Below are 12,186 nucleotides of genomic sequence, written 5' to 3'. Positions count from 1 at the left end.
GGCGGGCCCTCTCCCTCACCCCCCGGCCCCCCCCCCGCGGTGTTCGGTTGTGTCGCCTACGGTTTCCCGTTACGCACTCTTGCGGCTGTCTCGCGGATGGACCGCGATGTTCATCGCGCCGGAGCGCAGCACGGCCAGCCGCTCCTCGAGGACCTCTTCGAGCTCCTCGCGGGTGCGCCGCTCCATCAGCATGTCCCAGTGCGTACGCGCGGGCTTGGCCTTCTTCTCCTCAGGGCCGTCGCCGTCCACCAGGAGTGCCTGGGCCCCGCAGACCTTGCACTCCCACTCCGGCGGGATCTCCGCCTCGACCGAGAAGGGCATCTCGAAGCGGTGCCCCTTCTCGCATGCGTACTCCACGGCCTGGCGCGGGGCCAGGTCGATGCCGCGGTCCGTCTCGTAGCTGGTCACCACGAGGCGCGTGCCGCGAAGAGCTCGCTCACTCATGAATCGTGCCTCCCGGGCTTGTCGCCCACAGGACAGGTGTCGCTGTCGTCGTCATCCGGTCAACGTCCGGGCGGCGGTAAAGATTCCCGTCCCGACTCCCGATCCGGGTCCTGCGTCGCCGTCGCAGCCGCAGCCTTGCAACCAGTGCAGTGCCCGCCGACGTCCGGTTTGTCACCTCTGCTAACAGATGTGACATTGCGTTTCGGCACCTTTGACGCGCAGTAACGGTCCGCCTGGCAGGCCAAACGCGTACACTACAGCCCTTTCGCGCCGAGTGCTAAATCCTTTCGGGTACCGGGTTGCCCGCGTCGCCGATCGCACGCCGCACCGGCACCCGCGCGAGCAGCACGAAACCGATGACGAAGAACGCCACCAGCGAGATGATGGCGTCCCGGTAGCTCCCGGTCAGCTGGTAGGTGAGCCCGAAGAGCAGCGGCCCGAGCCAGCTCATCCCGCGGTCGCTCAGCTCGTACGCGGAGAAGTACTCGGCCTCCTTGCCGGGCGGTACCAGGTGGGAGAAGAGGGAACGGGACAGCGCCTGGCTGCCGCCCAGGACCAGCCCGATCCCGGCGGCCAGCACGAAGAACCACGCGGGCGCCCCGGCCGGCAGGAAGTACCCGGCGGCGAGGGTCAGCGTCCAGGCCACCAAGGACCCTAGGATCGTCCGCTTGGCCCCGTACGTCCGGGCCAGCCGCCCCAGCGCCAGCGCGCCCACCACCGCGAGCACCTGGACCAGCAGGACCGCCACGATGAGGGTGGACTGCCCGAGGTCCAGTTCCTTGGAACCGTAGACCGACGCCTGGGTGATCACCGTCTGGATGCCGTCGTTGTAGACGAGGTACGCCAGCAGGAAGGCCAGTGTCAGCGGGTGGCGGCGCATGTCGCGGATCGTCGACGCGAGCTGCTTCCAGCCGGTCCCCGCGCCCTCCCGCGCGGGCGTGCGTCGGTCGCGCAGCCGCCGTAGCGGGATGAGCGCGAAGGCGCCCCACCACAGTCCGGCCGACGCCAGGCAGACGCGGACCGCGGCGCTCTCGCTCAGTCCGAAGGAGTCGTGGGCGGTGTAGAGGATCAGGTTCGCGATCAGGACCAGCGCCCCGGCCGCGTATCCGAAGGCCCATCCGCGCGAGGAGACGGCGTCGCGTTCCTCGGGCGGTGCGATCTGCGGCAGGTAGGAGTTGTAGAGCATCATCGCCACGGACTGCGCGGCGTTGGCGACGACCAGGAGCACGCCGCCCAGCAGATAGCGGTCGCCGTCCAGGAAGAACATCCCGGCCGTGGCCGCGGCGCCGGTGTACGCGGCGGCGGCCAGCAGCGGCTTCTTGCGGCCCGAGCGGTCGGCCGCGGCCCCCACCAGGGGCATCACCAGTACCGCCACGATCACCGACAGGGACACCGAGTACGCGAAGAAGGACCCGGCGCGTACCGGTAGCCCCAGCGGATGGACGTACCCGTCCGTGTCCGCCGCCGACTCGGCGACCGACGTCAGATACGGGCCCAGGAACACGGTGAGCACGCTCGTCGAGTAGACCGAGCACGCCCAGTCGTAGAAGTACCAGCCGCGCTGTTCGCGCCGCCGGTCGGCGGCCCCGTCGGCCGCGTCCGTCCGCAGGGTGTCGGTGCCCACCCGTGCCCTCGCTTCCCCGTGCGCGCGCACCGTCCCCGGGCCGGGGCCGGGTCTCAGACCCAGACGCCGCGGTCCTCCATGACCTTGCGCAGTGTGTCGATGTGATCGGTCATGATGCCATCCACTCCCAGGTCCAGGAGCCGGTGCATGCGGTCCGGATCGTTCACCGTCCAGACGTGCACCTGGAGGCCGCGCGCGTGGGCGGCGCGCAGGAAGCGGCGGTCCACTATCCGGATGCCCGACTGGGCCTCGGGAACCTGCGCGGCCACCGGCGAACGGCGCGGGGCGGCCGGAACACCCCATGAGCGCAGCCGGAGGCCCAGGATGCCGCGGATGCCGTACGAGGTGGCCAGGCGCGGGCCGGCCAGGCGCTGGGCGCGCACCACGCGTGCCTCCGAGAACGAGCCGACACAGACCCGGTCCCAGGCGTTCGTCCGCCCGATCAGCTCCAGGAGGGGCACCAGCGCGGGCTCCGCCTTCACGTCGATGTTCCAGCGGACCTCGGGGAAAGTCCCAAGGAGTTCCTCGAAGAGCGGCACCGGCTCCTCGCCCGCCACGCGCGCGTGACGCACCCGCTCCCACGGAAGGCCGGCGATCCGCCCGGCCCCGTCGGTCACCCGGTCCAGGGTCGCGTCGTGGAAGGCGACGAGCTTGCCGTCCCGCGTGGCGTGGACGTCGGTCTCGATGTACCGGTAGCCCGCCTCGACCGCGCGCCGGAACTGCTTCAGCGTGTTCTCCAGCCCGTCCGCCGACCCGCCCCGGTGGGCGAAGGCGATCGGGCCGGGGTGGTCGAGGTAGGGGTGGGGTATCGGGGTGGTCACCGACGCAGTATCGCGCGCCGGGGTTCACCGGCGGCGACCACCGTGCTGCCGGACGGTGCCGGGAGCACGGCGAAGACGCGCAGGAACACCTGGGCGAGCGGGCCGATCGACACCGCGTACAGCAGGGTGCCGACCCCGACCGTGCCGCCGAGGGCGAAGCCCGTGACCACCACGGTGATCTCGACGGCCGTGCGCACCAGGCGTACCGAGAGGCCCGTGCGCCGGTTCAGGCCGGTCATCAGGCCGTCGCGCGGGCCGGGGCCGAACCGCGCGGCGATGTACAGCCCGGTCGCCGCCCCGTTCAGGACGATCCCCGTCACCATGGCGGCGATCCGCAGGGGCAATCCCTGGGCGTCCGGCATGACGGCCAGCGTCGCGTCCATCGCCGCGCCGATCACCAGCACGTTGGAGACCGTGCCGAGGCCCGGCCGCTGGCGCAACGGGATCCACAGGAGCAGCACGGCGGTGCCCAGGACGGTCAGCACCACGCCCATGGACAGGCCGGTGCGTCCCGCCAGTCCCTGGTGCAGCACGTTCCACGGCTCCAGGCCGAGTCCTGACCGGACCAGCAGCGCCGAACTCGCGCCGTACAGCGCGAGACCTCCGTAGAGCTGGGTCAGCCGCCGTGGGAGGTGCCTGCGCCGGACCTCGGCCTGCCTGGACAAAATCTGCCCCCTGTGTGGTGGTAGTGGCCTGCTGCATGACACCCTGTGGCTTGAGAAGGAGACGCAACCATGGCCAATTCGGGGAAGGTGGACTGATTTCCATGGCGCAGTGGACCTCGGCCGTGGGGGCCGGTCAGCTCGCCCGGCTGCTCGGCTCCCAGCAGGACCGCCCCGCCGGGCCCGGCACCCGCCGACCGCCCGCCTACCGCGCGCTCGCCGACGGCATCCGGCTGCTGGTCCTCGAAGGTCGGGTGCCGGTCGCCGCCCGGCTGCCCGCCGAACGCGAACTGGCCCTCGCCCTGACGGTCAGCCGTACCACCGTCGCCGCCGCCTACGAGGCGCTGCGCGCGGAGGGCTTCCTGGAGTCCCGGCGCGGCGCGGGCAGCTGGACCGCCGTACCGGCCGGGAACCCGCTGCCGGCGCGCGGTCTCGAACCGCTGCCCCCCGAGGCGCTCGGTTCGATGATCGACCTGGGCTGCGCGGCGCTCCCCGCGCCCGAGCCCTGGCTCACCCGGGCCGTGCAGGGAGCCCTGGAGGAGCTGCCGCCGTACGCGCACACCCACGGCGACTATCCGGCGGGACTGCCGACGCTGCGCGCGATGATCGCCGAGAGGTACACCGCGCGCGGGATCCCGACCATGCCCGAGCAGATCATGGTGACCACGGGGGCGATGGGCGCGATCGACGCCATCTGCCACCTCTTCGGGGGGCGCGGCGAGCGCATCGCCGTGGAATCGCCCTCCTATGCGAACATCCTCCAGCTGATGCGGGAGGCCGGCGCCCGCCTCGTCCCCGTCGCGATGGCCGAGGGGCTGACCGGCTGGGACGTCGACCGCTGGCGCCAGGTGCTGCGCGAGGCCGCTCCGCGCGTCGCCTATGTCGTCGCCGACTTCCACAACCCCACCGGCGCGCTGGCCGAGGAGGACCAGCGACGCCGCCTCGTGGACGCGGCCCGGTCGGCGGGCACGGTGCTCGTGGCCGACGAGACGATGAGCGAGCTGTGGCTGGACGACGACGTCGAGATGCCGCGGGCCGTGTGCGCCTTCGACCCGGCCGGGTCCACGGTCGTCACCGTCGGTTCCGCGAGCAAGGCCTTCTGGGCCGGGATGCGCATCGGCTGGGTCCGCGCCGCGCCGGACGTCATCCGCAGCCTGGTCGCCGCGCGTGCTTACGCCGACCTGGGCACGCCCGTACTGGAGCAGCTGGCCGTGAACTGGCTGTTCAGCACCGGCGGCTGGGAACAGGCCGTGGCGGTGCGCCGCGAGCAGGCCAGGCAGAACCGGGACGAACTGGTGGCGGCGGTACGGCGGGAGCTGCCCGACTGGGAGTTCGAGGTGCCCAGGGGCGGGCTCACCCTGTGGGTGCGGACGGGCGGCCTCTCCGGGTCCCGGATCGCGGAGGCGGGGGAGCGGGTGGGCGTACGGGTCCCGTCCGGTCCGCGCTTCGGGGTCGACGGCGCCTTCGAGGGGTACGTCCGGCTGCCCTTCACCGTCGGCGGCGCGGTGGCCGAGGAGGCGGCGGCCCGGCTGGCCGCGGCGGCCCGCCTGGTGGAGAGCGGCGGAGCCGGGGGCGGCGGCGAGGCGCCGCGGACGTTCGTGGCGTAGCAGCAGGCGGGGCGCTCGTATCCCGGCGTTCGTCGGGAGGCGTAGCGGCCGGTCGAAGGGCGGCCGGGGCGGAGCGGTGGGTCGCTCCGCCCCGGCCGCGGCCTCAGGAGGTCTCCGCCGCGACGGCCTTGGCGGGGACCGCCTCCGCGGGGACCGGCTCCGCCGTCGCGGGCTCAGCCGTTGCGTCCGGCCCGCCCGGTGTATCCGGCACGCCCGGTGCCTCGGGCGTCTCCGTCGCGGTCTCCGCCGTGACCGGTGTGGGCTCGGGATGCGTCGGGGCCTCCTCAGGATCGGTCCCGGCCGGTGCCGGCGGGTCCTTCTTCTCCATCGACACCGCCTTGGCCTCCGCCGTCGCCTCCGTCGCCTCCGTCGCCTCCGCCTCCGCGGGGACCGGTGCCTGCTCCCCGTCCGCAGGTGTCGTGCGCGGGGGGAGCAGGTCGAGCACCGCCTGCCGGTGGGCGTCGCTCGTCGCGTCGTCGTAGGGGTCGGGGGTGGCCGGGACCTGGAGGCGGTGCACCGCTCCGCTGCCCAGGCGGGCGTAACCCCTGCCGGGCGGAACCTGGTCGACGGGCGTGGTGTGCGGGGGAGCGCCCAGTACGGCCGTCAGTTCGTCCGCCGTGGCCGGGCCGAGCACCACACGCGCGCGTGTGTGCTGTCGTACGCCGCCGCTGAGGCCCTCCAGGGCGTCCAGCTGGTCCGCGACGACCACCGTCACGTGCGCGGCGCGGCCGTGCCGCAGGGGTACCTGGAGCAGGGACTGCGGGTCCCTGCGCCCTTCGGCCGTGGCGAGGTGCGTGAAGGCGCTCGGACGGTCCAGGAAGACCCACAGGGGGCGCCGGGTGTCGTCCGGCGGAGCCTGTCCCTCCTGACGGGCCCGGTTGACGGAGATCAGCCGGCGCTCGGTCTCGGCGGCGGCCCACTCCAGGCTGGTCAGCGCCCCGGTGAGGCCGGACTCGACGGCCAGGACGCCGTCCCGGCCGACCAGACAGGCGTACTCACCGGTGCCGCCGCCGTCGACGATCAGCAGGTCGCCGTGGTGCAGCGCCTGGAGGGCGACCGAGCGCAGCAGGGTGGAGGTGCCGGTGCCGGGCTGACCCAGGACCAGCAGGTGGGGTTCGGTCGAGCGGATGCCGGTGCGCCAGACGACCGGCGGTACGTCGCGCCGCTCCTCGCCGTGGGTGAGCGGGAGGGTGCGCTGGACCCGGGTCGGGTCGGTGAAGCCGAGGACGGTCTCGCCGGGCGCGGTGACGAATCGCTGGGCGGCGATGTCGGTGGGGAGCGCCGTGAGCACGTCGACGGTGAGGTGGTTGGCCTCCTCGTCCCACGTGAAGTGGTACTCGCGGCCCCGGCCGGACTTCGCGGTGAGCAGGTGCTCGATGCGGGTCCGGGAGCCGGCCTCCCCGTCGGTGAAGTAGGCGGGGTAGCGGATCACCAGGTGGGTGAAGCGGCCGCCGTCGTCGAACTCGTAGGCCGGGAACGCCTTGTCCCAGGCGCCGCCGTGGGCGTACAGGGGGTCGGGGTCCTCGGCGAGCGAGAAATACGGGACCAGGGCCTCGTAGAGGGACTGGAGGCGCTGGGTCTGGGAGTCGTCGGGGCCGTCCGGCGTCGCCGGGGTGCCGTCCCTGCCCTGCCAGGCTGCCGCCGCCATCAGGGCGATGACGGCGAGCAGCGGGCCGTACGGCACCAGTGCCACGACCAGGACCATCGAGGCCACCAGGAACAGCAGCGCACCGCGCCGGTCCTTGGGGGTCTCGGTCCATCTGCTGCGCCCGGCGGCGGCCAGCCTGCGCAGACCGCGGCCGATCGTGATCAGCGGCTGGAGGACGTCGGTGGCGCTGTCGGCCGCCGTCCGGGCCAGCACCCGGCTCCGGGCGAGCTGTGCGCCGCCGTTGCTCAGAATGCGGGGGAGGGGCCGCCGGGCCACTGCTGCCTCCTGGAAGTGCGTACGTGAGGGTGTCGGGTAGGTGAGAGGGACGTCAGAACTTGATTCCGCCGAGGAGGCCCGCCAGGCTTTCGCCGCCCGCCTTGATGCTCGGGGCGATGGCCGTACTCGCGAGATAGAACCCGAACAGGACGGCGACCAGCAGATGCGAGGCCTTGAGGCCGTCCTTGCGGAAGAAGATGAAGACGACGATGCCGAGCAGGACCACGCCTGAGATCGAGAGGATCATGTGAGTTTCTCCTGGTTCACGGGGACAGTCACCATGAGTACTTCCAGGCTCACAGCATGTATCCATACGATAAAAGGTGCAAATGGGGGAAATTCTGCAGAAATGCCCTGATTGGCGGCGTGTTTGTTGGGCCGGATGAGTGCTTCGTGAGCCAGTACCCTGGCGATTCACTCGTACGGCAGCACCGCTCGCCGCCGTACGTAGCAGTACCCGGGCAGTACCCAGTCAGTACGCGCAGTCCCCGCAGTCCCCGCAGTCCCCGCAGTCCCCAACGTTCGCAGTGAGAGGCGGTCCGGCCGATGAGTGAAGCCCCCGACCCCGAGGTCGTGGAGCTGGCGACCAAGATCTTCGATCTGGCCCGGCAGGGGCGGGCCGAAGAGCTGGTGGCGTATGTAGACGCCGGTGTTCCCGCCGATCTCACCAACGACCGCGGTGACTCCCTCGTCATGCTCGCCGCCTATCACGGCCACGCCGACGCGGTACGCGCGCTGCTGGACCGCGGCGCCGACGCCGACCGCGTCAACGACCGGGGGCAGACCCCGCTCGCCGGAGCCGCCTTCAAGGGTGAGACGGAAGTGACGAAGGCGCTTCTGGAGGCCGGCGCGGACCCGGCCGCGGGCACCCCGTCGGCCGTCGACACGGCGCGGATGTTCGCCCGGACGGACCTGCTGGAGCTGTTCGGCGCCCAGTGACCGGACGGCGGTCCGGATCCGCTCCGGATCCGATCCGCACATTCTGACCAGGTAAAACACTGAAAACGGGGGAGGCGGTACAGGGCCGCCGAAATTTCGGTCGCGGCAGATGTGACCGCCGGGCCATCATGACGACGTGGTTCACGGACGTGATGGCTGGGCAGGTGTTGCCGCACCGCGCGGGCCGTGACACGGCTCGCAAGGGCCACCGACGAGAGGCAGGAACATGGTCTTCAGCAAGCAAGAGACGGCGGGCGCTCCGACGTGTTGGCGCACGGCCAGGTAACGCGTGTTTCCCGGTTGCGTCGACGCTTGATGTGAGGCTGTTTCCCATGTTCGATCCGGTCATAGCGCCCAGCGGTACGCTGCTCGGCCTGCTTCAGCGGGGTCGCGGCGACGGCACGCTGCACGCGCTCACCGCCCCGCGCCCCGAAGCGCTCGCGGCTCTGAACCACTGCGTGCTCCACGACCCCCGCCACGACTGGCAGGTCGAGAACCGCTCCCTCTACTACGCCCGCCTCTACCTCGACCTCAATGGCGAGCTGGACGCGATCGAGGCCCACCTCTTCGACCCCGAGGACGTCCTGGACGCCGACGAGTCGCGTACCGGGCTGGCCCTCGCGGTCCTCGGGCACCTCGCGTCCTACGGCAGGCTGGACGCGCTCGAACTGCTGCGCCGGTACGCCGCCCACGGCGTCAACTGGGCGTGGGCCCTGGACGAGCTGGCGCTGCGCGACGACGACGCCGGCCTGCGCGCCCTCGCCGCGCCCGTGCTGGCGCGTTTCCCGCGCGATCCCGAGGGCGAGGCCGAGCTGGCCGTCGCCGTGCGGGACGCCTTCGAACCCCGGCCCTGGCGGCTGTGGGCCGACGACCCCCGCGAATCGATCGCCACGCGTGTGCGTGCCGCCCACGAGACGGGCAGCTTCGACCGCTGGCAGCGGCAGATGAATCCCACCGGCCCGCGTCCGGGCTGGAGCGTGCGGGCCGTGTTCGAGTGGGCCGAGCAGGGCATCGAGCGCGGCGCCGTGCTCCATGTGCCGGCCGCCCGCTGCCTCACCGCCGTCGCGGGACCCGAGGACCGGCCCGAGATCGTCGAGGCCGCCCGGTCCGGCACCGAGGGCGCCCGCAGCACCGCCCTGCACTATCTCGCCGACGCCAATGATCCGGACGTGCTCGACCTGATCGAGGGGGCCGCGACCACCGGCCCGACCCCGGTCGTGGAGGCCGCAGTCGCCGCCTACGAGCGCATGCGCAGCCTCGCCGCCGTCGACCGGGCCCGCGGCTGGGTGCACCGCCCCGACGCCCTCGGCGCCGCCGCCGGACGGGTGCTCGCCTGCCGGGGCGCGGCCCAGGACCGCGACCTCGTCCTCGCCGCCCTGCGGGAGGCCGTACGCGGCGAAGGTCCCGACGCGCCGACCCTGTGGACCCTCGTCGACGGCACCGGTCGCCTCGGCATCGTGTGTGCCGCCCCCGTACTGCGCCACATCTACCGCGAGACCGCCTCCTCCCACCTGCGTGGCCGGGCCGCCCGTGCGCTGGCCGCCACCGACCCGTCGTTCGCCGCGGGCTTCGCCATCGAGTGCCTGTGGGACTGCGAGGAGACCACCCGCGAGGTCGCCGCCCGCCACGCCGAGACCGGCGACAACCGTGTCGTCGAACGGCTGCGCAGGCTGGCCGCCGATCCGGCCGAGGAGGACGAGGTCCAGACGGCCGTACGCAGCCGCTTCGGACCGGACGCGCCCGCCGTGTGAGACGCCCGTGGCGCCGGGCCGTGCCGGCCCGGCGCCACCGCCGCGCGTGAACGACGGATGGCGTGCGGGCCGGACGGACATGGCCGGCGGCCGACCCGGCCGGTCGCACGGGCAACGCTCATAGGACGTTTCCCGGCCGGAAAGATCGACGTTGACGCGAGCACGTCCAGTCCGGCGACAACACCGGTATGCGTGTCGTCACGACGCGGTGTGGTCGCTGTCCGCGGACCCCGTGCTGCGGGCCGCGTACGGGGCGGCCGGCCGGGCGAAGGTCGAGGGGCGCACGTGGGCGGCCGTCGGCGACCGGCTGATCGGGCACTACAGGGACGTGCTGGCCGCACGGAAGGCGGTGCTGGCGGCATGAACGCACTGCGGATCGTCCGGCTCGCCAACTTCGTCGCACCCGCCTCCGGCGGGCTGCGCACCGCGCTGCGAGAGCTGGGCAGGGGATACCGGGCGGCCGGACACGACCCCGTCCTCGTCGTCCCGGGCGAGCACGCCGACGACCGGCAGACCGAGCAGGGCCGGGTGATCACCCTCCCCGGGCCGCTCCTGCCCGGCACCGGCGGCTACCGCGTCCTGACCGACAAGCGGCGCGTGAGCGCGCTCCTGGCGGACCTGGCACCCGACCGCCTGGAGGTGTCCGACCGCACCACGCTGCGCTGGACCGGCCGGTGGGCCCGGCGGGCCCGGGTCCCCGCCGTGGTGGTCTCCCACGAGACCACCGACGGCGTGCTGCGCACCTGGGGCCTGCCCGAGCCGGCCGCCCGGCGCGCCGCCGACGCGCTCAACATCCGCACGGCGCACACCTACGCGCGCGTGGTGTGCACCACCGAGTTCGCCGAGCGGGAGTTCGTCCGCGTCGGCGCCCGCAACGTCGTACGGGCCCCGCTGGGCGTCGACCTGGCCGGGCGGCACCCCTCGCTGCGCGACCCGGGTCTGCGGGCCCGTTTCGCCAGCGAGGACGAGGTCCTGCTGGCGACGTGCTCCCGGCTGTCCGTCGAGAAGCGGCCCGGAACCGCCCTCGACGCCCTCGACGCGCTCCGGCGGCGCGGCGCCCGGGCGGTGCTGGTGGTGGCCGGGGACGGGCCGCTGCGGGCGCGGCTCGAACAGCGGGCGCGGGAGCGCGGACTGCCGGTGACCTTCCTCGGTCACGTCGCCGACCCCGGACCGCTCGGCGCGCTCCAGGCCTCCGCCGACGTGTGCCTGGCTCCCGGACCCGCCAAGACCTTCGGGCTGGCCGCGCTGGAGGCGATGGCCTGCGGCACGCCCGTCGTCGCGAGCGCGTCGTCGGCGCTGCCCGAGGTGATCGGCTCTGCCGGGGCCGTCGCCGCCGACCACGGGGAGGCCCTCGCGGACGCCGTGGAGTCGCTGCTCGCACGACGGGAGGCGGACCGCCGCGAGACGGCACGCGCGCGTGCCGAGTACTTCGGCTGGGACACTGCGGTCGAGGCGTTCCTCTCCGCGCACGACGCGAGCGTCCCCACGCGTCCCGCGCTGCCGGAGACCGTGTCATGAGACCCGTCCGCTTCGTGGCCCTCGGCGACTCGCTGACCGGGGGCGTGGGTGACCCGGTGGGGCGCGGGTGGCGGGGCTGGGCCGCGCTGCTCGCCACGGGGCTCGCCGAGCAGCCCGTCCTCTTCACCAACCTCGCCCGCAGTGGCGCGCAGACCGGTGACGTGGCCGAGCGGCAGCTGCCGGCGGGTCTCGCCCTGCGCCCCGACCTCGTGTCCGTCGTCGTCGGCGTCAACGACACCCTGCGCCGCACCTTCGACCTCGGTGCGGTCGCCGCCCGCCTCGACACGGTGTACGCCGCCTGCACCGGGCGCGGCGCGCTGCTGCGCACGGCGTGTCTGCCGGATCCCGGGGCGATGCTCGGGCTGCCGGACGCCCTCGCCCGTCCACTGGCCCGGCGGCGACGGGCGGTCAATGCCGTGGTGCACGCTCTGTCCGACCGGTACGGGGCGGTGCACCTGCACGCGTGCGAGGGCGGCTGGACGACGGACCGCTCGTGTGGAGCGCGGACCGGCTGCACCCCGGCGAACGGGGCCACCGCCAGCTGGCCCTGCGCTTCCACGCCCTGCTCGCCGAACGCGGCGCCGCCACCGGTCCCGCGCCCTCGCCCGACAGCGAGTTCGCCGCTTCCACCCGGGCGGCGAGCCTCTGGTGGCTGGCCACCGCGGGCACCGGCTGGGTGGCACGGCGCTGCACCGACCTGCTGCCCCAACTGCTGACGCCGGCCGCCGGCGAACTGCGGCACCACGCGCGCGGGACGAGCACCCGGCTCGACCTGCACGCGTCCGCCGCGGTCACCGCCGCCCTCGCGGCGCTCTCGTCGAAGGGCGGACGGCAGGCGGAGGCGGAAGCGGAGGCGGCCTGACGGGAGAGCCGCCGCCGAAGGCGAGGGGGGAGGG

General features: G+C 73.5%; 10 protein-coding genes and 2 pseudogenes. 6 read left to right on the top strand and 6 right to left on the bottom strand.

Going from position 1 to position 12,186, the window contains the following annotated elements; genetic code table 11:
• Positions 1 to 69: 69 nt before the first annotated feature.
• From ACFWR9_RS03195 to ACFWR9_RS03180, 4 genes are all read right to left on the bottom strand, one after another.
• On the bottom strand, positions 70 to 444 hold the full coding sequence (locus ACFWR9_RS03195; RefSeq protein WP_003977404.1) for an RNA polymerase-binding protein RbpA: 375 nt from the start codon (positions 442 to 444) through the stop codon (positions 70 to 72).
• Between the two features lie 277 nt (positions 445 to 721).
• Positions 722 to 2,068, bottom strand: coding sequence for an MFS transporter (locus ACFWR9_RS03190; protein ID WP_383834673.1), 1,347 nt, complete (start codon positions 2,066 to 2,068; stop codon positions 722 to 724).
• A gap of 53 nt (positions 2,069 to 2,121) precedes the next feature.
• Positions 2,122 to 2,889, bottom strand: coding sequence for a glycerophosphodiester phosphodiesterase (locus ACFWR9_RS03185; protein WP_383834671.1), 768 nt, complete (start codon positions 2,887 to 2,889; stop codon positions 2,122 to 2,124).
• On the bottom strand, positions 2,886 to 3,554 hold the full coding sequence (locus ACFWR9_RS03180) for a YitT family protein (RefSeq protein ID WP_383834668.1): 669 nt from the start codon (positions 3,552 to 3,554) through the stop codon (positions 2,886 to 2,888). The genes ACFWR9_RS03185 and ACFWR9_RS03180 overlap by 4 nt, the downstream gene beginning before the upstream one ends.
• Positions 3,555 to 3,655: 101 nt before the next feature.
• Here ACFWR9_RS03180 and ACFWR9_RS03175 point away from each other — a divergent pair, with 101 nt between their 5' ends.
• Positions 3,656 to 5,158 carry a PLP-dependent aminotransferase family protein gene (locus tag ACFWR9_RS03175; protein ID WP_383834665.1) on the top strand — a complete coding sequence of 501 codons (1,503 nt, stop codon included), beginning with the start codon at positions 3,656 to 3,658 and terminating at the stop codon, positions 5,156 to 5,158.
• 103 nt (positions 5,159 to 5,261) lie between these two features.
• Here the strand turns inward: ACFWR9_RS03175 and ACFWR9_RS03170 are convergent, their stop codons facing one another.
• On the bottom strand, positions 5,262 to 7,082 hold the full coding sequence (locus ACFWR9_RS03170; RefSeq protein WP_383834662.1) for a hypothetical protein: 1,821 nt from the start codon (positions 7,080 to 7,082) through the stop codon (positions 5,262 to 5,264).
• A gap of 52 nt (positions 7,083 to 7,134) precedes the next feature.
• Positions 7,135 to 7,329, bottom strand: coding sequence for a hypothetical protein (locus tag ACFWR9_RS03165; RefSeq protein ID WP_115741101.1), 195 nt, complete (start codon positions 7,327 to 7,329; stop codon positions 7,135 to 7,137).
• Positions 7,330 to 7,628: 299 nt separating this feature from the next.
• On the opposite strand from ACFWR9_RS03165, the gene ACFWR9_RS03160 reads away from it, so the two are divergent.
• The 5 genes and pseudogenes from ACFWR9_RS03160 (at position 7,629) to ACFWR9_RS03140 (ending at position 12,152) form a co-directional block, all read left to right on the top strand.
• Entirely contained in the window at positions 7,629 to 8,021 is a 393-nt protein-coding gene (locus ACFWR9_RS03160) for an ankyrin repeat domain-containing protein (RefSeq protein ID WP_383834659.1), read from the top strand.
• A 332-nt stretch (positions 8,022 to 8,353) separates the two neighbouring features.
• Positions 8,354 to 9,772, top strand: coding sequence for a HEAT repeat domain-containing protein (locus tag ACFWR9_RS03155; protein WP_383834656.1), 1,419 nt, complete (start codon positions 8,354 to 8,356; stop codon positions 9,770 to 9,772).
• 202 nt (positions 9,773 to 9,974) lie between these two features.
• Positions 9,975 to 10,136: pseudogene (locus tag ACFWR9_RS03150) on the top strand (glycosyltransferase family 1 protein); the annotation flags it as partial.
• Positions 10,133 to 11,290: a glycosyltransferase gene (locus ACFWR9_RS03145; protein ID WP_383834653.1), complete on the top strand. Its 1,158-nt coding sequence runs from the start codon at positions 10,133 to 10,135 to the stop codon at positions 11,288 to 11,290. The pseudogene ACFWR9_RS03150 and the gene ACFWR9_RS03145, both read left to right, overlap by 4 nt.
• Positions 11,287 to 12,152: pseudogene (locus ACFWR9_RS03140) on the top strand (SGNH/GDSL hydrolase family protein). Before ACFWR9_RS03145 ends, ACFWR9_RS03140 begins: the two are co-directional and overlap by 4 nt.
• Positions 12,153 to 12,186 lie beyond the last annotated feature (34 nt).

It is taken from the genome of Streptomyces sp. NPDC058534 (genome assembly GCF_042717365.1).
Lineage (GTDB): Bacteria > Actinomycetota > Actinomycetes > Streptomycetales > Streptomycetaceae > Streptomyces.
This window is presented reverse-complemented; position numbering and strand designations above follow the sequence as displayed.

What these genes read in the sequence shown, in the direction of transcription:
- ACFWR9_RS03195 (WP_003977404.1), bottom strand. Translation starts at nt 444, where the DNA reads ATGAGTGAGCGAGCTCTTCGCGGCACGCGCCTCGTGGTGACCAGCTAC.
- ACFWR9_RS03175 (WP_383834665.1), top strand. Translation starts at nt 3,656, where the DNA reads ATGGCGCAGTGGACCTCGGCCGTGGGGGCCGGTCAGCTCGCCCGGCTG.
- ACFWR9_RS03165 (WP_115741101.1), bottom strand. Translation starts at nt 7,329, where the DNA reads ATGATCCTCTCGATCTCAGGCGTGGTCCTGCTCGGCATCGTCGTCTTC.
- ACFWR9_RS03160 (WP_383834659.1), top strand. Translation starts at nt 7,629, where the DNA reads ATGAGTGAAGCCCCCGACCCCGAGGTCGTGGAGCTGGCGACCAAGATC.
- ACFWR9_RS03155 (WP_383834656.1), top strand. Translation starts at nt 8,354, where the DNA reads ATGTTCGATCCGGTCATAGCGCCCAGCGGTACGCTGCTCGGCCTGCTT.
- ACFWR9_RS03145 (WP_383834653.1), top strand. Translation starts at nt 10,133, where the DNA reads ATGAACGCACTGCGGATCGTCCGGCTCGCCAACTTCGTCGCACCCGCC.